We start from the raw sequence: 23,139 nt of genomic DNA on the forward strand, positions 1-23,139 counted from the left end.
TTTTTCTTTAAAGCTCGCGAATTTACATCCAATCGCCGTTTCTAATAACGCCAACCGCAATACCCTCAATAGAAAAGGGTTCAGAGGCTAAATCTACCTTTATGGGAGAAAACTCTTCGTTTTCCGCATGCAGTAGCACCTCTCTTCCGCGCTTTTCTAGGCGCTTGACGGTAACATCTTCATCTACTCGGGCTACAACTACCTGGCCGTTATGAACGTCGGTGGTCTTATGAACAGCTAATAAATCGCCGTCTAAAATACCAATATCTTTCATACTCATACCGCTGACTCTTAGCAAAAAATCTGCTTGCGGCTGAAACAGCGCAGGATCAACTTTATAGTGAGACTCGATGTGCTCCTGAGCCAAAATAGGTTCGCCCGCAGCCACGCGGCCAATAAGCGGCAGACCATCTTCTTCAGATACTTCATCTTCAAGAGGTATGTTTAGCTTAATGCCCCGAGAGGTACCTGGCAGAATTTCAATCACACCTTTTCGCGCGAGAGCTTTCAAATGCTCTTCTGCCGCATTAGCAGAGCGAAACCCCAAATGGCTGGCTATTTCTGCACGCGTAGGGGGCATACCCGTAGCTAGCATGTTCGATTTAATTAACTCTAGAACTTCGGTTTGTCGAGCAGTGAGTGGGCGCATAAAAGACCTGTGTGTCTATACAGTTCCTGTGATTATATACACCTACAAGTAAATGACAAGGGCGTATCACCGCTTTTATGTTTATTCAAACTGCTAACAACTCACGAGTATAAAACACGAAATGAAACTTTTTTTAGGTTGGCACCTTATAAACCAAGAATGCCTACTTAAGGAGGGACTATGTTAGGAAAATCATATTTAGTGGTAGCTAATCGTTCTGAAGCTAAAATTTTACTTGAGAAAGATGGCGCCAATGATCTTGAAAGTGTGACCACCTTGGTAAACGATGATGGTCGAGCGTCTGATGGTGATTTAGTTACTGACCGACCGGGCGCAGTATCAGGCGCGAGTGGTTCAGTACCAGGGGTTGATGCTATGAGCCGCAAAGACGCCTCTGATACCGAAGCTGACCGATTTGCTGGCACCGTAGCTGACTGGCTAGATAAACGTCGAACAACAGACAAACTGTATCATGTCGACATTATTGCCGCTCCCAGCTTTTTAGGCCGACTGCGAGGGAAAATGAATAAACAGTTAACAGATCTTGTTCGCCACGCAATTAATAAAGATGTGGTTAATGAAGATCAACAACAATGGGTAGACTACCTAAAAGACGCGCCTAAAAGCGCAAACAGCTAAGCGTATCCCAACAATCACTGTTAAGTGAAGTACATAGCCAAAGCTATAGGTGCCTAAACGGGTGTTTGGTGTTGGCTTTACAATCTAAGCTTAAAAATGGCCAGTTACTACTGGCCATTTTTCGATGGAAATAGCGGTTAAAACTGATATTGCAGGCTAAAGCGGGCGTTTATCGGCGCGCCAGTGGCAATATTGTTGTCATTATGCGCCGACGGGAAATAGCCTTCATCAAACAAATTTTCAATATTAAGCTGTAACTTTAGGTTCTCGCTATAGTTATAGTATACCGCAGTGTCTATACGGGTGAAGTTTGGCAAGGATACATCGTTGCTAAGCGATGCATACTGCTGTGATTGATACACAAGCCCAAGCGCTACACGCCAAGTGTCGTTTATCTGGTATTGATTCCAGATTGTTAGCATGTGCTCGGGTAGTTGAGCTAAGTCACGATTAGCTAATTCGCCGTCAACAACGCGTCCCATTTCTTCGCCATCAAGGTTACTGTAGCCAGCATTGATGCGCCATTTTTCACTCAGCGCACCTACTAACTGAAGTTCAAAACCTGTGGTTTTTGTGCCTGTTAATATTGAAGCTTCAGGGTTATTAGGGTCTTGGGCTGTACCGTTTTCGCGCTCTACCTCAAACGCCGCTGCAGTAAAACTTAAGTTATCGCTAAGATTCCACTTAACACCCACTTCTTTGTTTTCAAATTCTTCAGCATCCAACGCCTGTGCGCTTAATGACAGCGTTAAAAATTGATCGCCTGAGCGGGGTAAGAAGGATTGACTGTAGCTTGCGTAAAACGACATTGACTCAGACGGCTTGTAGATTAAACCTGCGCGAGGGGAAACTTGAGCGTCAGAGCTCGCTAGCAAGCCATTGTTGCCATCGTCAGCTCCGTTATTCACTTCAATAGTATCGACAACATCAATGTCAAAGTTATCGTAACGGGCACCTGCAACCACAATCCAGTGTTCATTTAGTTTAATTTCGTCTTGGAAAAAAACTGAAGTGAAGGAGACATCTGACGCTCTATCACGTACCGCATCGGTTAACGTCATTGATGGAATAACAAGCGGATCGGAAAAGCTGAAGGTAACTTGATCATCTTGCGAATCGGCAAAGAAAGCATCACGACGGGCATTTGTTGTGTCTTGGTTACCGTACTCGATCCCCGTAAGTAGTGTATGTTCAACGCCCCCCATTGTAACTTGACCAATGAGGTTAAGCTGCACTAAGGCGTTTTCTCGGGCCGTCGCATCTTGATAGCCATCTAGGGTTACCGTTCCCGCTTGATCATCAAAGTTTACCGGATAAAGATTCTGATACAGTTTATCGTAGTCAGCAAATTGAACCGTTCCGTTAAGGTTCCAATGTTGCGATATACTGTGATCGACACGAAGGCGTGCAATATGTGCTTCAAGGGTTGTGTTATTAAAGTCAGGATCGCCAAAGTAGGTATCTTCAGCATCCTGTAACGGTTGACCGTTTAACGAAGGTACACCTCTATCTACTACCCGATCATCATTTACGTATTCGTAAGATGCCATCACTGTAGTGTCATCATTTACGGCCCATGTATAGGTAGGGTTTAGCGCGTAGCGTTCGCCGTCTTTAAAATCACGGTGGTTATCTATGGTGTCGAACACGCCATTGAAACGGAACGCGTTATTCCCGTCTATCACGCGGTTAGTATCAACGCTCACCGAGGTTGCCGCGAAGGTATCAATGCCGGCTCCCATGCGAGTAAAGTCGTTGGTTAAGTCAGCAACTTTGGTCACACGGTTAACCACACCACCGCCGCCACCGCGACCAAACAATAACGCATTGGCGCCCCGTAAAATTTCCACACGCTCTAGGTTATACAAGGGTCTGAAGTATTGAACGTCATCGCGTAAACCATCTACAAAGAAGTCTGCGGTGGTGTTTTGCCCCCGTATGGTAATCTGGTCTCTATGATCTTCTCCTAAGCCGATGCTTACGCCAGGCGTGTATTGCATTACATCAGCAATACTGAAAAGCGCCTGCTCTGAAATTTGTTCGGCGCTAACGACAGAAACAGACTGGGGAACATTCACCAATAAAGTTGGTGTTTTCACAGCAGTTGCCACTTGTTGCCCAAAAAATGCACCGCGAACCGTTATCCGCTCTACACTTTCTTCCAACGTTTCATCAGGCTGGTTTGCATAAGCATTGCCGCCGTAAAGTGTGAATAACACAGCAGCTGATAGGGTGGTCGTAACAAATTTCAAATGCGTCTCCTTGGTATTTACGGCTATAGGAACACCATAGATATGTCTAAGCCTTTATTGATGACGCGAATGATAATTGTTGTTAATAGCAATTAAAAGCACTTTTAACTTATTTTGATTAATAAGTGTTAATAAATACACCGTGTAGCAAAATACAGGTAAATGGTTGTTCCAAAAATCTCCCCACTAGGTGTCAACTCGCACATAGTGACGCTGTGTTATAGTGAAGCGCGGGAGCGCCATGCTATGCTAGCCCCCTTTTAACCATTATGTGCCTATCTGAATATGCTACGTTTTATTGATTATGCGCCTACTTTAGCGCCCCATTTTCATCGTATAAATAGAGAGTGGATAACCGATATGTTTCGGCTTGAAGCTGTCGATGAAAACGTTATTGGTAACCCTCACAAGTATATTATTGAAACCGGCGGTCATATATGGTTTGCCGAGCACCCTACGCTTGGAATTGTCGGCACTTGTGCGCTTATGAAAAAGCAAACTGGCGTATTCGAACTGACCAAGATGGGGGTCGCTAGCGAGGCGAGGGGTATGAATGTAGGGTCATTATTGCTTCAGCATGTATTAACCCGTGCACCAGCAATCGCCTTCAATTGCTTGTTTCTATTAACCAATAAAAAATGCGAAGCTGCCATTCATTTATACGAAAAATACGGTTTTGTGCACTGTAAAGATATTATGCAAAGGTATGGAAGTGCCTATGAGCGCTGCGATGTGGCTATGCGCTATCAAAAGTAGACAACTGCCTGTCCCTTCAATAGTATCTGGCTAAGCAAAGTGTGATTGTGAGGCGTTATCATCTTCGCCTACAATGCCTGAAACTTCAGCGAGTGTGATATACTTAGCGCGTTTTCATTTCAAAGGATCAATACGTTCATGTCGTGGATGCGAAAAGCCCTTTTGTCGGTGTTTCATTATCCTGTTAAGTTGCTGGTAAAGTCTCACAGTATTCCTGCCAATGTTGAGGCCGAGCTTGGGATAGATAAATCCAAGCCCATCATTTATTTGCTACCAACCAACTCAGTCACCGACCAACTTGCGTTGAAAATGTCTGCCAAAGCGCTGAATTTATCCAGCCCCACAGACGCCATAACTCTCGCTGGCCGAGAATATCCTTCAACGCTGTTTCTGCGTAAAACCCAGCCTCTTTTTAGGCGTGCTGCCGATAACACCGGTATTGAGGATATTTTCACAGAGCTATTTCATTTACATCGAGACAACGCCAATCTCGACTTGCAAGTGGTTCCCGTCTTCGTTTCGTGGGGCAGGGCGCCAGGTAAGGGTAAACCCGGGCTAGGCGACCTTATTGCCGATAAAGCAGCCCCTAGCTGGTTGCGCAAACTGTTTATTGTTTTGTTCCTTGGCCGCGATAATTTTATCAGCTACTCCAAAGCGGTCTCCACCCGCACTATGGCCAATCAGCATGGAAGCGATCAACGCATTGCCCATAAGCTGGTTCGTGTAGCAAGCACCCATTTTCAGCGCAAACGCCAAAGTTTAACCGGCCCCACACTTCTTGAGCGTCAAGAACTAAACAATAGCGTTTTAGGTTCAGATGCCGTGCGCCGTGCTATGGCCGAAGAGTCGCGCAGTAAGAAAATTACGCATGAGCAAGCAAAGGCGAGAGCTCAATCTTATGTTACTGAAATTGCGGCGGATTACCGTGAGGGTTTGGTGCGATTTGGCGATCGACTGCTTACCCGTATATGGAATAAAATCTATAACGGTATAAGCGTGGGTCATGCTGAACGCATACGTGAACTTGCCGCCAATGGTCATGAAATTGTGTATGTGCCATGCCATCGAAGCCATATGGATTATTTATTATTAACCTATGTCATTTACCATGAAGGCATGGTAACACCTCATATAGCGGCTGGGATTAACCTAAACTTCTGGCCTATCGGGAAAATATTCCGTCGTGGGGGCGCCTTCTTCTTACGTCGCAGTTTCGCCGGTAATAAATTGTATACCTCGGTATTTAGAGAGTATTTAGAACTGTTGTTTAATAAAGGCTACTCAGTTAAATATTACCCTGAGGGCGGTCGTAGCCGCACCGGCAGGCTTATACCGCCGAAAACCGGCATGCTCGCCATGACAATTCAAGCCATGCTCAAAGGTGTTAATCGCCCAGTAAGCATAGTGCCCGTGTATATTGGCTATGAAAATGTGATGGAAGTAAAAAGCTACCTGAACGAACTAAAAGGTACAAAAAAGAAAAAAGAATCGAATTGGCAGGTATTCTCGGCAATTAGAAAGCTAAAGAATTACGGTCATGGCTATGTAAACTTTGGTGAGCCTATTCAACTCAACCAATTTTTAGAAAACCAGGTGCCTAACTGGCGCGATTGCAAAGATGCAGAGCCAGAAAAAAAACCGGCGTGGCTAACGCCCGCGGTAAATGAGTTAGCCAATAATGTGATGACGCGAATAAACCGCGCAGCAGCATTAAATGGAATGGCCCTTACCTCGTTATGTTTGCTTTCATCTAAAACTCATACTATGAGTGAGGCAGAGTTGAAGCAGTCGATAGGCGACTTTATGACGCTGTTTAAAACCGTGCCTTTTAGTGCCGATGCCACTATTCCTGATGTCAGTCCCGAAACCTTATTCAACGAAACCATGAGTTTAGGTAGGTTTGACATTAAAGAAGATGACTACGGGCGGCTAATTAGCCCGCAGCCTAAATCGGCTGTGTATTTAACGTATTATCGCAATAACATTCTGCACTTATTTGCACTACCGGGCCTTATTATGGCAAGTATATTTGCCCACAAAGGAACAACCAAAAACGCGATTTTGCAGCTTATTGCAGCCTTATATCCCCTACTTCAACGTGAGTTATTTCTGCACCTTTCTCAAGATGAAGCTCTCGCCCACACAGATGCGTTAATGTCTGCCTTACTAGAGCAGGGTTTGATACGTCAAAAAGGGGAAGAGTTGCTGCCACCAGAAGCCCAGCATAAGCAGTTTCATTCAGCCTGGCTATTAAGCCGCTGTATGCAAGAAACTCTGCAGCGCTACGCGGTAGTACTCACCATACTAGACAAAGAAAAAACCATAAGCCGAGGGGCGCTAGAGCGCACAAGTCGGCAAGTGGCCGAGCGCTTGTCCGTACTTTACGGGTTAAGCTCGCCTGAATTTTACGACAAGAATGTGCTATCTAGCTTTATCTCTGCCTTAAAAGACAACCATTGGCTAGATACCAATGAAGATGGGTGTTTAAAGTATTCAGAAGAATGTGAAGGTTTACGGGGCGATGTAATGGATCTTGTCTGGCCGGAAATGGCACAACATTTAGAAAACGTAACCCTAAACCATACTCAATAATGGCGATATCTTTGGCCCTAGGGTGGGGAAGATGGGCTTTATCTCGCCCCTAGTTAAGCCGAGGCTTAACCAGGAGCGAGGTAAAGCAAAAAACCGTATTAATTAGGTTGAGATAGAAAGAATTGATAGGCGAGGTTATCCGTCACTTCTTCCACTTTATAACCTAGTTTTACAACGTGCTCGTTGAAAGCTGCTCGGCTTTGCGGGGCAATGTCGAAACCTGCCAATACAAGACCTTCTGCGGCACCGTGATTGCGATAATGAAATAACGTGATGTTCCATTGCTCGCCCAGTGTGCTTAAGAAATTTAACAGGGCGCCGGGACGCTCAGGAAATTCAAAACTAAACACTTGCTCGTTAAGGATAGTGGGCGGTCGCCCTCCTACCATGTGGCGAACATGAAGTTTCGCTAATTCGTTATTGGTTAAGTTGAAACAGGCATAGCCTTTCTCTTCAAGGTCGCTCTGCAAGGACGCAAATTCCTGCTGCCCACCTTTAAGCTTCACGCCAACAAAAATATGTGCTTCTTGCTCATTGGCATAACGGTAGTTAAATTCTGTAATAGCTTTGGCACCCACACACTCACAAAATTGCTTAAACGCGCCTTTTGTTTCAGGAATTTTAACTGCAAATACGGCTTCTTTTTGCTCACCTAATTCACAGCGTTCAGAAACATAGCGAAGTGTATGGAAGTTAATATTGGCGCCACACAGAATACCGCCTAATTTCTTGCCGCTAAGATCGTGCTGTTTGGCATATTTTCGAATGGCGGCGACAGAAAGCGCACCAGCAGGCTCTGCAATAACCCGGGTGTCATCAAAAATATCTTTAATAGCACCGCAAATTTCATCATTAGACACAGTAATGGTTTCATCTATTAGCCTGCTACACAGACGAAAGGTTTCTTGCCCCATTACTTTAACTGCCACGCCATCGGCAAAAATACCCACGCTATCAAGCTCAGTAGGTGCGCCCATCTCTTGCGCTTTAATAAAGCATGCCGACTCTTCAGACTCTACGGCAACAATCTTTATACTTGGCTTAAGCTGTTTTAGGTAAACGGCAATGCCCGCCGCTAAACCGCCTCCGCCTACCGCCACAAACAAAATATCAATATTGGGGTTTTGCTCTAATAATTCTCGTGCCACGGTACCTTGTCCCGCGATAACATCTGGGTCGTCAAACGGCGGAACAAAGGTGTAGCCATGAGTTTCACACAGTGCTTTGGCGTGGCCGCTTGCTTGATCAAAGCTGGTACCGTGCAAAACCACATTCACGTTTTCACCGCCAAAGCGCCGTACCGCGTCAATTTTAATGTCTGGGGTGGTTTCAGGCATCACAATTGTTGCTTGAATTCCCTTCATTTTAGCGCTGTAGGCTAGCCCTTGGGCGTGGTTACCCGCAGACGCGCCAATGACCCCAGCATCTAGCTGTTCTTGGCTAAGTGAGCAAATACGATTATAGGCGCCGCGTAGCTTAAAACTTTTAACGGGTTGCTGGTCTTCGCGTTTTAAATAAATATCGTTGCCTAGCTCCGCAGAGAGCAAAGACATATAAGATAGTTCACTGGCCACTGCGACATCGTACACAGGAGCCAGTAGAATTTTTTTCAGGTAGTCGTGATCACTAACGGTCATAGGTTCTCCAGTTTAGTGACGTCACGTACTGCGCCTTTATCCGCACTGGTCGCCAATGCAGCAAACGTTTTTAACGAAGTTGAAACTTCACGAACACGGTTCTTCGGACGCCACGGCTTATCGCTGGCTTCCATTTTTGCCCGACGTTCAGCCAATTCTTCATCGCTGATCAAAATGTTGATTTTGCGATTAGGAATGTCAATTTCAATTTTATCGCCGTCTTCCACTAGTCCAATACCACCGCCGCTTGCCGCTTCTGGCGAGCAGTGACCAATAGAAAGTCCGCTGGTTCCACCACTAAAGCGACCGTCTGTAACGAGGGCACAAGATTTACCTAGCCCTTTCGACTTAAGATAAGACGTGGGGTAGAGCATTTCTTGCATACCTGGGCCGCCGCGAGGGCCTTCATAGCGGATAAACACAACATCACCCGCTTTAACTTCATCCCCTAAAATCCCTGCTACTGCATCGTCTTGGCTTTCGTAAATACGCGCTGTACCATTAAAGGTAAGAATTGATTCATCCACACCTGCCGTTTTTACGATACAGCCGTTTTCGGCCAGGTTACCATACAGGACAGCTAAGCCCCCTTCTTGGCTAAAGGCGTGGTCAATAGAGCGAATACAACCATTTTCGCGATCATCATCAGCAGTATCCCAACGACAACTTTGGCTAAATGCTTTAGTTGTGCGGATACCCGCTGGGCCAGCACGATAAAATTCGATAGCTTTTTCGTTTTGTGGATTGGTTATATCCCATTGGGCAATAACCTCAGGTAGTGACTTCCCTAATACGTGATTTACGTTCTGGTTAAGCAAGCCAGCTTTATTTAGCTCATTTAAGATACCCAATACGCCACCGGCGCGATGAACGTCTTCCATGTGATATTTAGGTGTCGATGGGGCGACTTTACAAAGATGGGGCACCTTACGCGAAAGGCGATCGATGTCGTCAATGGTAAAAGGAACTTCACCTTCCATCGCAGCAGCTAATAGATGCAAAATGGTATTGGTTGAGCCACCCATAGCAATATCTAGGCTCATGGCGTTTTCAAAGGCATCGAAATTTGCAATGTTACGTGGCAGTACGCTGTAATCATCGTCGCCATAATAACGCTTGCATAACTCAACAATTTGTCTACCTGCCTGTTTAAATAACTCTTCACGATCGGAGTGGGTAGCAAGCATAGAGCCGTTACCAGGTAAAGAAAGGCCTAATGCTTCCGTTAGGCAGTTCATTGAGTTAGCGGTAAACATACCTGAACAAGACCCGCATGTAGGGCAGGCAGAACGCTCGATTTCGTCAGTATCAGAATCGCTCACTTTGTCATCAGCCGCGGCGACCATGGCATCTACCAAATCTAGTTTAATAATTTGGTCAGATAGGGTGGTTTTCCCCGCTTCCATTGGCCCACCAGAAACAAAAATTACTGGTACGTTCAAGCGCATAGACGCCATCAACATTCCTGGTGTAATTTTGTCGCAGTTAGATATACAAACAATAGCATCGGCACAGTGGGCGTTTACCATATACTCAACGCCGTCAGCGATGATTTCTCGTGAAGGTAAGCTGTAAAGCATACCGCTGTGACCCATAGCGATACCATCATCAACAGCAATAGTATTGAACTCTTTTGCAACGCCACCGGCTTCTTCGACGCTGCGCGCTACAAGCTGCCCGAGATCTTTCAAATGTACATGGCCAGGCACAAACTGCGTGAATGAGTTGGCAATAGCAATAATAGGCTTTCCAAAATCGGAGTCTTTCATTCCAGTTGCTCGCCATAGGGCGCGAGCACCTGCCATATTTTTACCTTGCGTAGTAGTTGCAGAACGTAACTTGGGCATAAATCCTTCCGGTTAAATTTGTAGAACTTTAAAAATGCGCGTCACTGATACTACATGGTTTCTTTCATCTGATATGTAAAGAAACGCGCTAGCATCATCATGATGTCAGCTAAAACGCTTTGAGTACCTAGACGAATAGCACATGGCTCGAGATACCTCAAAACGCCTACAGTACCTTTGAATAATATTCTGTGTTATTCAAGCAGCAGGTTGACGCGAACATAGCAACATTGTCTTTTATCGTATAAGCACGAGGGCAAATAAAAGCGAGTGTACAATAATTAACCCATTGCTTTTATTGACTAATTTGACGAGCAATAACGAAATCCATGTGCTATTGCTTTAATGAATGGTTATTCTAGTGGGCTTATGGCTGATACCCAATTTTCGCACGGTAATAATAATACCGGTGGAATAGGCGAAATAAATAGCACAAACTAGGCCCCAAAATCAAGTATTTTGCGGTGTTTCCTCCGTATTTTCGTCTCGCAAGAGGCAATAGCAAGAGTATCAAGAAGGTTACATGATAGATTGGTTTCATTGGGCAAATTTAGCCGGCGTTGCGGTATGCGCCATCTCAGGCACCTTAATGGCGTACCAAAAGCGAATGGACGGCTTTGGGGTTATTGTGCTGGCCAGTGCTACTGCAATTGGTGGAGGCACACTTAGAGACATGATGTTAGATGTACCGGTATTTTGGATAGCGGATACCGATTATCTGTATACCACGCTAATTGCTGCCTTTATTCCTATTATTTGGTTAAACGTTAGCCCTCGTTTTCCCTTTCACTATTTACTTATCGCCGATGCCTTTGGTTTAGCATTATTTAACGTTGTGGGCATAGAAAAAGCGCTGGCAAACGACACCGGTATGGCAGTGGCTATTGCAATGGGCACCATTACGGGGGTGTTTGGCGGGCTACTACGAGACGTAATTTGCCGTGAAGTTCCTTTGGTACTAAACGGTGAGCTATATGCTATGACCTGCATAGTAGGCGGGGTGGCCTATGGTATTGCGTTGCAGTTAGGATTGGCTACCCAATGGTGTGGTGTATTAGCCCTTGCCACCACAGTGCTTTTTCGTTTAGGCGCCATGCGCTGGCACTGGCAAATGCCTGTCTTTAATAGGGAACAGTAAAAAGGTGGGGGCGCATATTCCCGCCTACAGTACAGTATTTATCCGCGCCAATGTTCATTACATTAGCTTTTCAGGAGGAAGCATGTATGAGTATGGCGGTAGTAAAAACCTTTGCAGGGCAGGGTGTATGGGCGCCCGAAGTAGCCGTTGAAGTTCATTTAGCTAACGGGCTACCCGCTTTTCAACTGGTGGGTATGGCAGAAACCAGTGTGAAAGAAGCGAGAGAGCGCGTGCGCAGCGCGCTGATTAATAGCGGCTTCGAGTTTCCAGCAAAGCGTATCACGGTTAACCTTGCTCCGGCGGATATCCCCAAACACGGCGGCCGTTTCGACCTGCCTATCGCGGTAGGCATTCTTGTGGCTTCTGGCTATTTACCCGACACCTGCCTGTACGACATCGCCTTCGTAGGCGAATTAGGTTTAAACGGCGAAATCAAGTCGGTTGGCGGCCTGATCCCAATTCTCATGGCCAGCGCTAAAGAAGGTTTGCCCCTCATATTTCCAGGCGTTAACGATTTAGATGCAGCCATAGTTTCTGGGGCTATACGCTACCCCGCTTTCGATTTACTTAGCGTGTATGAGCACCTCGCAGCCACTAAACCGCTAAAAAAAGGTGTACCGTTTACGTTGCCTGATTTACCTGACCACGTATTAGGCTGGGATGACATTATCGGTCAAGCGCAAGCGAAGCGAGCTCTTACCATTGCCGCTGCAGGAGCGCATAATTTGCTTATGGTAGGCCCACAAGGTACGGGGAAAAGCTTATTGGCCAGTCGCTTACTTAGCTTACTGCCGCCTATGAGTGAGGAGGAAGCGTTGGAAGTTGCTGCTATTGTATCGGTCAAAGGGGATGCGATTGTTGCCTCGCAGTTTACTACCCGCCCCATGCGCACGCCACATCACACATGTTCTGCCGTTGCGTTAACCGGTGGCGGTTCGCAGATTGTTCCCGGCGAGGTCTCACTCGCGCACCACGGCGTATTGTTTCTCGATGAGCTGCCCGAATTTGGGCGTAAAGCACTTGAAGTATTGCGCGAGCCTTTAGAGACCGGCGATGTTCATATCTCTAGAGCATCGGGCAGCGCAACCTACCCAGCTAACTTTCAGCTTATTGCGGCAATGAACCCAAGCCCTACTGGGGATATCGACGATAACCGTCTTACGCCCCAACAACAGCTAAATTATTTAAATCGTCTTTCTGGGCCATTGTTAGACAGAATAGATATTCAAGTAGAGGTTCCACGCTTAGAAAATTATGATTTAACGCCCCCCATAAATAACAGCGATGACTCAATACACCATGCTATTGAGCAGGTATTGGTCGCGCGCGCAATACAACTTGAACGCCAAGGAAAACCAAACGCACACGTAAACGGGGGCGAACTCGCCGCCTTGTGCCAGCTTAGTCAACAAGATTTAGCTTTTCTGCAAGCGGCAGCCAAACAACTTAATTTATCGATGCGGGTTTTTCACCGCACATTAAAAGTGGCCAGAACCTTAGCCGACTTAGACGCCGAGACTAAAGTTAACCGCCAACATCTTAGTGAAGCGTTAGGCTATCGTGCTCTTGACACGTTAATTAAACAACTAAGCACCCACTAACGAGCAGAAGCTATATCAAGCTTTAAAAACGCATCGATGAGTGGCTCGTGCTGCTTGGTTTGCAAACAACACAACCCTAAGGGGTAAGGCTCAATGTCTTTTACCGGAATTTGCGTCACCGAATTTGCCATACTGGAATGATCAAGAACAACCTTTGGCACAAACCCAATGCCACATTCTAATGCTACCATACTTACGATAGCCTCATTTCCCCCTACCGAGGCGTACACGTTAGGCCGTACACCATGTTCGGCAAACCAATGGTAAGCAATCCGCCGAGTAGGCCCATGTTCTGGCATTACCACTTGGTGCTGTGTCCAATCTATTTGAGACAATTGAGTAAGCCGCCACTCTTTTGGCGCGATAAGCACAAGTGGAACATCTTCTAAAGGGGAAAAGTAAAGGTCGGTAGGCATATCGGGCGTATGAATGGCAATCGCCAGGTCACATTCTTGTTGCTTTACTTTATCGATAGACAAAGCAGGGTCGCCGGTTACCAAGCGAATATCTACCCCCGGATGTTGCTGCCGAAATTGACGGAGTATGGCGGGTAAATGGCTTTGGCTTGCTGTAACTGAACAAAATAAACTGATCTCGCCCTGTAGCGCGTCTTCGTCTTCTTTCAGATTAGCTTTGAGTTGTTGCCACTCTTTTAACGCCTGAGTGGAAAAAGCCAAAAGCTTGTGGCCACTATGTGTTAAGGCAACTTTCCGGTTGTCTCGTTTAAACAGTGAACAGCCCAACTCGTCTTCTAACCGTTGAATAACGCGGCTTAACGTAGAAGGAGACACATACATAGCTTGCGCGGTATCGCCAAAATGTAAACTGGTGGCAAGGTGGTTAAATAACTGTAAGCTGCGAAAATCCATTACGTTTCACTATTTGCAATATTATCTTGCAAATATATCATTTTCCAAAACAAAAGAAATCCCTTAGTCTTCACAACAAGTCGTCATAGACGAGGTCATCAACGCCACGGTTGGTCGTTGATAGTGACGAAAATGAATGTTGTTCGGAAATTTTTATGGCTAATTATTTCAACACCCTGTCTCTTCGCCAGCAGCTAGATCAATTAGGCCGCTGCCGTTTTATGGCACGCGAAGAATTTGCTGACGGATGTCAGTTTTTAAAAGGTAAAAAAATCGTAATCGTAGGTTGCGGTGCGCAAGGCCTAAACCAAGGCCTGAATATGCGCGATTCAGGGTTAAATGTTTCTTACGCGCTGCGTCAAGCAGCGATTGATGAGCAACGTGACTCTTACAAGCGTGCAACCAGTAATGGTTTCACAGTAGGTACTTATCAGGACCTTATTCCTGATGCGGATTTGGTTTATAACCTAACTCCTGATAAGCAGCACGCAAGTGTAGTTGAAGCGGTTATGCCGCTAATGAAGAAAGGCGCAACGCTAAGCTACTCTCACGGTTTTAATATCGTCGAAGAGGGCCAGCAGATTCGTAGCGACATTACAGTAGTAATGTGCGCACCTAAGAGCCCAGGCTCTGAGGTACGCGAAGAATATAAGCGTGGTTTTGGGGTACCTACCCTAATTGCAGTACACCCTGAAAACGACCCTGAAGGTAAGGGCTGGGATACTGCAAAAGCCCTGGCAAGTGCTACCGGTGGTGACCGTGCAGGCGTACTAGAATCTTCATTTGTGGCAGAAGTAAAATCTGACCTTATGGGTGAGCAGACTATCCTTTGTGGTATGCAACAGGTTGCAGCAGTACTTGCCTTTGAAAAGATGGTAGATGATGGCATTGACCCAGGTTATGCCGGTGCGCTTATTCAGTATGGGCTTGAAGCGATTACTGAAGCACTGAAGATTGGTGGCGTTACGAATATGATGGACCGCCTATCTAACCCAGCTAAGCTTAAAGCTTATGAGCTTTCTGAACAATTGACCGACCTTTTGCGTCCATTGTTTGAAAAGCATCAAGACGACATTATTAGTGGCGAGTTTTCTCGCACTATGATGCAAGACTGGGCGAACGGTGATGCAAACCTTCTTAAATGGCGTGAAGAAACCGGTGAAACCGCGTTTGAAAATGCGCCAGCGTATGAGGGTGAAATCAGCGAGCAAGAATTTTTTGACCACGGTATCTTATTAGTTGCCATGATCAAGTGCGGTGTAGAAGTTGCCTTCGACGTAATGGTTGAAGCAGGTATTTTACCTGAGTCGGCTTACTATGAATCGCTACACGAAACACCACTTATCTCAAATACTATTGCGCGTAAGCGTTTGTATGAAATGAACGTGGTAATTTCAGATACTGCAGAATATGGAAACTATTTATTTGCTAACGCAGCAATTCCAATTTTGCGTGAAAAGTTTATGCCTGCTATCGACACAACTGTAATAGGTAAAGGCTTGCCAGCTACTTCTAATCAAGTAGAAAACAAGCGCCTTGTTGATGTTAATGAAGCAATTCGCTCACATGGTGTTGAGCAAGTAGGCAAAACCTTGCGTGGCTACATGACTGACATGAAAGCCATCATAGGTTAGGACAGTTTCTGTCGTTAGGTGCTTAACTAAGCCCTCTTGCCCGACCATTTTGGTCGGGCTTTTTTATGCCTGATAAAAAACTCACTGCCGTTTGAAGGCGTAATGCTTTTCCACCTTCAAACCTCTTAATCGCTGGCCCGTACCTTTTCCGCATAGGCTACAGCGAGATAAGCTAAACAGAAGAAGATTAAGAAGCCCACCCCGATAGGAAACAAATTTCCATCCAAAAAGCTATCCACTATCAGCGCGATAGGTACAGAAAACAAACTCGAAAGAGAGCCAATAATTGCCGCACCTAGCCCCGCCATTTCACCTAATGGCTGCATCGCCATTGAATTTAAGTTGCCAAATAAAATACCGACAAAGAAAAAGCCAGCGAACATAGTTATTAAGGTAGGTAGTAGTGGCGGCAAACCGTCAAAAGCAACAAGTAACCCGAAGTACACCACCGCAAATACGTTTACCCCTTTTAACGCAAATCGACATAATCTACGCATGCCAAATTGCATTACCATCTTGCCGTTAAAGTAAGACGCTAATCCTATAGAAAAAGCTAATAGTGCAAAAATATAGGGAAACAGATCGCCAACACCATAAAACACCTGAAAGATCGTTTGAGAAGCACTTAAATAGGCCAAGAACGCTCCGAATACACAGGCCATGGAAAAGGTATAGCCCATAACTTCTGGGTGGGTAAGAATATATTTAGACGATACGAACAGCTGTTTCCATGCGAAAGGACGACGCCTACTTCTTACTAACGTTTCTCCTTGTCGCGCAAAAAACCATATGCCTGAGAGGGTAGCCACCAGCAAAAAGAAGCTAAAAATATGAAACCATGAAAATAGGTTCATTACCGTTTGCCCGATAACAGGGGCCAGCATGGGTACTAGGATAAACACCATCATAATAAAAGACATTACGCGAGCCATCGCATCGCCCACATAGAGGTCGCGGATAATAGCCATAGACGCTATTCTGGGCCCAGATACCCCGAAGGCCTGCACAACCCGCCCCACCAGCATGGTTTCTAAATTCGTGGCCGCCATACAAATAAATGTGCCAAGCGCAAAAATACATAGGCCTACTAAAATGGTGAGTCTGCGCCCCCTGGCGTCTGAAAACGGGCCAAAAAACAATTGCCCAAAAGCCATACCCACAAAAAATACGCTGACGATAAGATGAGTATGGTGTGCCTCTTCTACATTGAGGGCTTCACCTATTTGCAATAGTGCCGGCAACATTGCATCGATGCTAAGCGCCACCAAAGACGTCATGGTGGCCATTAAGGCAACAAATTCAAAAATACCAAGCGCCGGCTTTTTGCCATGCATAATGACACCAGACGTAGTTTCGTTTGAATGTGACATAGAGGTTTTTCCTACAAAAAGGGCTTATCCCTTAAATTTTATACCCTTTTCCACCTTATACCTTTAAGGTTGGTGGTTCAGATAAATGGGGGAGCGTTCAGTATGCGTACTAATTAAGCGTATATTAGTTGCGAGCATATTAACCCACTTACAAACAAAAAGCCGCCAGTATCACAACCCACCCTGGGATTCATTGGCTTGTACATCGAATACGCCCGCTTTGTTTTGTATAGCCTTTTTGCCTTCTAGACCAAGTATATTCGCGCTTTCATGGGGAAATAATCCTATCTGGCGATGATCCTTTTTAGGTCATTTTACCTTAAAAACTATGCGGCCGAGTAAGTACACAATGATGAGAAAACCGAGATCAGCCGATGCGTATTCATATTGAGAATGAAGATTCGCAGATGATTAAGGGTTACTCACCGCATATTCTCATTTGTAACGCGTAGGAGCGCTAGGGTGTGTTGGTCATTGTGCTATCATGGCACCATATGTACGGCGCTATTTTTCAAATACTCGAAGGAATAGCCAACTACACCGCTTATTTTAATTTCGTGCTAAAAGGATTCGCATTTTTCAATGCCACCGCTTTTTTTCTTGTTATTACATCTAAAGCAACTTGTGCGCTTCTCGGCGCTATTACGTTGGCAAGCCCGCGGATTAAAAACGTTGCTCACTGTGGGGCTATTGTCAGTACTAAGTATTTCTCAAGCCTACGCCGTCTCTTATACAATCAAAGGGGTAAAGCAGGATAAGTTAAAAAATAATATTCGAATCCATTTGGCAAATTTAGATGTAGATACAGAGTTACTTTTCGACCCTTTTTGGCAAGACGAAGTAAAATCTACCGTAGCAACGGCAGTTGAACCATTTGGTTACTATAATAGCGAGGCCACCGTAACGGTAGAAGATGACAATGTAGTGGTGTCCGTTACCTTACATTCCCCATTAATTGTCGCTAATATCACCCGCGAAATTATCGGCGCTGGGCGTAGTGACCCCAATTTCAGACAGAAGTTTAATGCCTTTCCCTTAAAAAAAGGCGACGTTCTAATACAACCCGAATACTCTTCCTTTAAGTCCTCAATGTTTAACTATGCGTTGGCCCACGGTTACTTTGACTTTCATTGGCAAGCAACACGGCTTGACTTAGTGCGAGAAGAAGACGAAGCCAACATTCTACTTATTGCACAAAGCGGCCCTCAGTATAATTTTGGCAAACTTAAATTTGTGGGCGAAGATAAGGCGAGAAGCATTATTGCACGCCTCACCCCCTTTGAAGAAGGTGAACCCTACTCCTCCGCAAAATTAACAGATTTCAACCGTAGACTAAATCAATCTGGGTATTTTAACCGGGTTATTGCGCGGCCAGTGGTTAGTGAAGCCGAGGGGCTAAACGTACCTATAGAGGTAGCCTTATCACACCGTCCCACCGACACCTATAATGTCTCGTTAGGCGCAGCCACCGACACTGGCCCTAGAGTAAGATTAGGCTGGGAGCGACCTTGGGTGAATGATAAAGGCCACTCAATTAGTGCCGACCTTTTCGTTTCCGAACCCGAACAATCTCTCACCGCAGATTACCGTATTCCAATGCGCAACATCACCCGAGACTATGTAAGTTTCGAGGCAGGCTATCAGTTTATTGAGTACCCCAATACATCAATAGAAAGCGAAACCTTATCGCTTTCTACCCATCGATATTGGCAATATGACGAATCGCCTTGGCAGCACGACTTTTCACTCACATATTTAAAGGAAACCTATGATGACGGGGATGCTAGCGAAGCCACCACCTCGCTAATTATGCCCGGCTATTCGTTAACGTTTCTTGAAAAAGACGATGAACTCAACGTACAAAATGGGCAATATTTTCACGTTTCAACGCAACTAGGCAGAGACAACTTTGGCTCAGATATCAATATCGTTAAGTCAGTACTTGAGGGCGCGCTGATACATACCTTTGCGGATAAGCACCGAGTGACTGTACGCGGCGAACTTGGTGCGATTAAAACCAATGACTTCTCCCAAGTTCCTACCTCTATCCGTTTTTATGCAGGGGGTGACCAAAGTATTCGAGGGTTTCAATACCGCGATATCTCACCGAAAGCGAGTGTAATAGACCCGGATACTGGGGAGAGTGAAATTGAGTCGGTGGGTGGAAAATACCTTACCACCGCCAGTGTTGAGTATGCCTATCGCGTGGCTGACAACTGGCGAATTGCCGGGTTTACTGATGCAGGTACCGCCACCAATGACACCAGTACCACCCTAACCTACAGTGTGGGCTCTGGCTTTCATTGGTTATCACCTATTGGCCCTGTAAGGGTTTATGTTGCACGAGGTTTTGCGCCTGACGAAACCACGTGGCGCCTGCATTTGATTCTAGGGCCTGAGCTATGAAAAAGCGTACTATCTCAGCAATTGTTTTGGCGCCTGTGTTCTTGTTGGTTTTCCTTTATGCGCTACTTATCAGCCCTTTGGGCGGACCTACTATTGCCTCTATTGCCAATTTTGCCGTGTCAGGGCTTAGTATAGATGACATAGAAGGCGGATTCGCTGAAGCGTTCACCGTGCGAAAACTGCATTGGCAAAATGAACAATGGCAGGTTAGCCTAGATGAAGGTGATTTCGACATTACTTGGCGCTGCTTGTTCGAACCTAGGGTCTGTATAAATCATCTTTCCCTGCGCTCATTACACGTTAAGCAATTGGCTGCGTCCGAAAGTGAAGATGAACAACAGAGCTCGCAAGAATTTTCATTGCCGTTACCGTTCGATGTTACCCATGGCGAGCTTGAAGACTTTCGCCTTTCATTATTAACTCAAGACATTCACCTAGCTGCGCTCTCGTTAAACGAACTACAGGGGGAGCAAAAAATAGAGCTAGGCGAACTTAACGTAAACGCCCTTACGATTAGCATGGAAGCAGCGCCGGCAAGCACACAAGCGACCACGACGAACCAACTGCCCAAAAGCTATGCCATGTCTTACACGGCCCCTGAATTGCCGACTATTGCCAGCCCAATTCCAATTCTGCTGCACAATTTTTCATTGCGCGAAGCAACACTCGTTCAAGGCCAAGATGAGCAAACCGTTAGCCTATTAACATTTGAACATCTCTCGTTTGAAAAAAGCGCATTTTCATTATCAAATGTCACCATTGTACACCCCCAAGGCCGCGTTGAAGGCAACATAGGTGCCACATTAGAAGGCACATATCCACTGGAAGTGAATATAACTGGCGCGGTGAATATTGATGGTGGGGAAACCCCACAACGTTTTGACGTTGACGCCTCGGGGTCATTGGCCGCCCTTCAGCTTGGTGTAGAAACGGATGGAATGTTTAATGGTGTTATTCAGTTAAATGCCAATGTTCTTGATGACAGTTTGCCGATGTCGTTTACCGCCCGCTGGCGCGAACAACCGCTACCATCGATGCCTTCTGCTACCTTACATGAGGGGACTATTTCACTGAAAGGAGAAATGGGTGACTACCTATTAACGGGAAATAGTGCAGCAACCGTACCAGAGATGGGCAAAGTACCGGTAGATCTAAACGTTATTTTAAAAGAGAAAAACATCTATGTTACTCAGGCGCAAATTAGTGCCCTTGGGGGCACATTAAGCAATACAGGCACCTTATACTTAGATCAAGCCATTTCCTGGCAAGGTAATACAACACTTAGCGAAGTGTCGGCCACCCAGTTCTCTCGCTATGCACCAGAGAAAATTTCAGGTCAGTTTGATAGCGTTATGCAATGGACACAGCGCGGTCTAGAAGTCAGCATTCAAGATGCTGCGCTTGATGGTGTGCTCCAAAACAAGCCACTTAAAGTGCGCGGGGCGTTGGTCTATTCACAGCCCAATGACTTAGCAGTTGCCAATTTAAATGTGGAGCAACAGCAGAATCAAATTACCGTTACTGGGCAAGTATTTAATAATCGCTATTTGAATGCCGACATCAACATGAACATAGCGGCTATCTCTAGTTTATACCCAGATGTTAGCGGGGCCATTAACGGTAAGATTAAGGCTAATGGCCCATGGCAAAACCCCAATGCCGAAGGCAAAATTCTATTTTCAGATGTCGCCGTATCAGAACAGTTATCTGCCGCTGTTGCTGAGCAAGGGCCCTTTAAGGGATCTTTGGCGATTGACGGTGCGTATACTGGCCACAGGTTAGGTATTGACGTGGCCTCAAGCGAGCATGATGTCCAATTAACCCTTGATGGAAAATGGCAGAACAATACGTGGGAGGGGCAAATAGAAAGTAGCCGTTTAAATGTAGCCCATATGCAATGGAATTTGCAATCGCCGTTCTCTTTAAGTGTAGATACCACCTCCTTTAATACCAGTGTTGGCGACCACTGTTGGTTGTCGCGACGTGAAGGTGAGCTGTGCATTGATAACATCGACTATCGCGACAGTAATGCGCAATGGGCGCTTTCTGCCTCAGATTTACCCCTTGGACTGTGGGCCCACGAGCTTCTGCCCGAAGTTGTTTCTAAGGCATCAGAGGCAACCTTGTCATTTTCAACGAAGGGCAAATATTCCCCGCAAAACCCAATTGACGCTACGTTTAATGCGCAAGTATCGCCCGCTCAGTGGCAGTTAGGCACACGTCGACCGCTCACCATTAATATTAGCGATGTGCAAACTACCGGCGCATTCAACAATGGCGTTTTAACCACACAGTCAGTGATTACCAGTGACGACTTAGGTCATGTGGAAGTAAACCTTAAAAGCGAATTACTTGAGGAGAACACCCCAGTTTCTGGCCAAGTCGTGCTAAACGATATTGACGTGGCGCCCCTTAAACCATTGTCTCCCGCCATTAGAACCTTAACAGGGGTATTAAACGGCAATATTTCAATAAACGGCAATGTTGCCTCGCCGAAATTAAGCGGCAACATGTCCATTTCTAATGGCGCCATTGATATTGAAGATACGCCAGTATCGCTAGAAGACTGGCAACAAACGATTACGTTAAACGGCCAGCAAGCAGAATTTGATGGGCGCTTTATTCTTGGCGGTGGTGAAGGCTCACTCGATGGTAGCTTCTCGTGGAACGACCAACCTACTGCGTCGATAAATGTGAAAGGCAAAAACTTCGAAGTCAGGCAGCCGAATATGCGTTTGCATGTATCGCCAGACATTTCTGTGGCAGCTACCACCGAAAAAGTGGACGTCACGGGCAGTGTTAATATTCCTTGGGCACGCATTGAAATAGAATCGCTGCCAGAAAGTGCAGTATCACCCTCTAAAGATGTACATTTGCGCGGAGAACCACCTAAAGAGGAGCCGCTGGATATTGTTCATGCTTCAGTAATGGTGGGAATTGATAGAAAGAAAACCGGCGAAGTGCAATTTGAGGCCTTCGGCTTAAAAGCCAGTCTGCATGGTGGTATAAGAGTGAACACCCAACCCGCGCTTGTCGGCTATGGTGACTTACAAATTTTAAACGGTCGTTACAACGCATATGGCCAGCAGCTTGTTATACAAACTGGTGAAGTACAGTTTAATGGCCCTATAGACCAGCCTATGTTACTGGTTGAAGCCATACGCGATCCAGATAAGACCGATGACGATGTTATCGCCGGTATACGCATTGATGGAGCTGCTGACGCGCCCAGCATTAACCTATTTTCAGACCCTGCAATGGACCAACAAAATGTTCTTTCTTATTTACTCACTGGGGAAGGCGCAGACTCTTCATCGGGCAGTCAAGATCCAAACTATGCAGCTTTATTATTAGGGTTTGGTCTATCAAACACGAAAACCCTTACCGGCTCGGTGGGCGAGGCCATTGGTATCGATGACTTTAGTTTAAGTACAAATGAATCGAAATTGTCAGTAAAGGGGCAAATTAATGATCGCTTGTCTGTGGAGTACAATGTAGATGTAGGGCTTAGCAACAATGATACAAACGCCACCCTTCGTCGCCGTCAAGCGCCCCCCGATTTAGCGCTTAGATACCGCCTACTTCCTCGTTTGTTCTTAGAAGCGGTACAAACCACCATTGAAGATCAATCTGAATTTGCTTTAGACCTCTACTATGAGTTTTTCGTAGGCGTTGAAGATGAAGAAAAAAGAGCGAAGCGCAAGCGGCGGGCAAAAACAGATAATGAAGATGATGAAGAATAAATGAAA

14 protein-coding genes are annotated in these 23,139 nt (G+C 45.8%); 8 read left to right on the forward strand and 6 right to left on the reverse strand.

Annotated elements, in window-relative coordinates:
* Nucleotides 1–22 precede the first annotated feature (22 nt).
* Complete coding sequence (gene lexA, locus GTH32_RS06280; RefSeq protein WP_163084395.1) at nt 23–649, reverse strand: transcriptional repressor LexA; 627 nt, start codon at nt 647–649, stop codon at nt 23–25.
* Between the two features lie 180 nt (nt 650–829).
* On the opposite strand from lexA, the gene GTH32_RS06285 reads away from it, so the two are divergent.
* The gene (locus GTH32_RS06285; protein ID WP_163084396.1) at nt 830–1,288 is read left to right on the forward strand and encodes a host attachment protein; all 459 of its coding nucleotides are present in this window, start codon (nt 830–832) and stop codon (nt 1,286–1,288) included.
* Between the two features lie 137 nt (nt 1,289–1,425).
* Here GTH32_RS06285 and GTH32_RS06290 read toward each other — a convergent pair whose 3' ends face one another.
* Nucleotides 1,426–3,540, reverse strand: a complete 2,115-nt coding sequence (locus tag GTH32_RS06290; RefSeq protein WP_163084397.1) for a TonB-dependent receptor — start codon at nt 3,538–3,540, stop codon at nt 1,426–1,428.
* Nucleotides 3,541–3,825: 285 nt separating this feature from the next.
* On the opposite strand from GTH32_RS06290, the gene GTH32_RS06295 reads away from it, so the two are divergent.
* Entirely contained in the window at nt 3,826–4,296 is a 471-nt protein-coding gene (locus GTH32_RS06295) for a GNAT family N-acetyltransferase (protein ID WP_246223167.1), read from the forward strand.
* A gap of 138 nt (nt 4,297–4,434) precedes the next feature.
* A complete protein-coding gene (gene plsB, locus GTH32_RS06300) occupies nt 4,435–6,888 on the forward strand; it encodes a glycerol-3-phosphate 1-O-acyltransferase PlsB (RefSeq protein ID WP_163084398.1) in 2,454 nt (817 codons plus the stop codon).
* Nucleotides 6,889–6,986: 98 nt separating this feature from the next.
* Here plsB and ilvA read toward each other — a convergent pair whose 3' ends face one another.
* Both ilvA and ilvD read right to left on the reverse strand, forming a co-directional pair.
* Nucleotides 6,987–8,525 (reverse strand): threonine ammonia-lyase, biosynthetic, encoded by a 1,539-nt coding sequence (ilvA, locus tag GTH32_RS06305; RefSeq protein WP_163084399.1) that lies wholly within the window; start codon nt 8,523–8,525, stop codon nt 6,987–6,989.
* Entirely contained in the window at nt 8,522–10,372 is a 1,851-nt protein-coding gene (ilvD, locus tag GTH32_RS06310; RefSeq protein ID WP_163084400.1) for a dihydroxy-acid dehydratase, read from the reverse strand. The genes ilvA and ilvD overlap by 4 nt, the downstream gene beginning before the upstream one ends.
* Before the next feature lie 523 nt (nt 10,373–10,895).
* Here ilvD and GTH32_RS06315 point away from each other — a divergent pair.
* Together GTH32_RS06315 and GTH32_RS06320 are read left to right on the forward strand one after the other, a co-directional pair.
* On the forward strand, nt 10,896–11,510 hold the full coding sequence (locus GTH32_RS06315) for a trimeric intracellular cation channel family protein (RefSeq protein WP_163084401.1): 615 nt from the start codon (nt 10,896–10,898) through the stop codon (nt 11,508–11,510).
* Between the two features lie 86 nt (nt 11,511–11,596).
* Nucleotides 11,597–13,111: a YifB family Mg chelatase-like AAA ATPase gene (locus tag GTH32_RS06320; RefSeq protein ID WP_163084402.1), complete on the forward strand. Its 1,515-nt coding sequence runs from the start codon at nt 11,597–11,599 to the stop codon at nt 13,109–13,111.
* Here GTH32_RS06320 and ilvY read toward each other — a convergent pair.
* Nucleotides 13,108–13,980, reverse strand: coding sequence for an HTH-type transcriptional activator IlvY (gene ilvY / locus GTH32_RS06325; protein WP_163084403.1), 873 nt, complete (start codon nt 13,978–13,980; stop codon nt 13,108–13,110). The genes GTH32_RS06320 and ilvY overlap by 4 nt on opposite strands.
* A gap of 155 nt (nt 13,981–14,135) precedes the next feature.
* Between ilvY and ilvC the strand changes: the two genes are divergently transcribed.
* Nucleotides 14,136–15,614 (forward strand): ketol-acid reductoisomerase, encoded by a 1,479-nt coding sequence (gene ilvC / locus GTH32_RS06330; protein ID WP_163084404.1) that lies wholly within the window; start codon nt 14,136–14,138, stop codon nt 15,612–15,614.
* A gap of 125 nt (nt 15,615–15,739) precedes the next feature.
* Here ilvC and GTH32_RS06335 read toward each other — a convergent pair whose 3' ends face one another.
* Nucleotides 15,740–16,984, reverse strand: a complete 1,245-nt coding sequence (locus GTH32_RS06335) for a multidrug effflux MFS transporter (RefSeq protein ID WP_203565392.1) — start codon at nt 16,982–16,984, stop codon at nt 15,740–15,742.
* Between the two features lie 582 nt (nt 16,985–17,566).
* On the opposite strand from GTH32_RS06335, the gene GTH32_RS06340 reads away from it, so the two are divergent.
* Together GTH32_RS06340 and GTH32_RS06345 are read left to right on the forward strand one after the other, a co-directional pair.
* On the forward strand, nt 17,567–19,390 hold the full coding sequence (locus tag GTH32_RS06340) for an autotransporter assembly complex protein TamA (protein ID WP_163084405.1): 1,824 nt from the start codon (nt 17,567–17,569) through the stop codon (nt 19,388–19,390).
* The gene (locus GTH32_RS06345) at nt 19,387–23,133 is read left to right on the forward strand and encodes a translocation/assembly module TamB domain-containing protein (protein WP_163084406.1); all 3,747 of its coding nucleotides are present in this window, start codon (nt 19,387–19,389) and stop codon (nt 23,131–23,133) included. Before GTH32_RS06340 ends, GTH32_RS06345 begins: the two co-directional genes overlap by 4 nt.
* Nucleotides 23,134–23,139 lie beyond the last annotated feature (6 nt).

The organism is Alteromonas profundi (assembly GCF_010500865.1).
Lineage (GTDB): Bacteria > Pseudomonadota > Gammaproteobacteria > Enterobacterales > Alteromonadaceae > Alteromonas > Alteromonas profundi.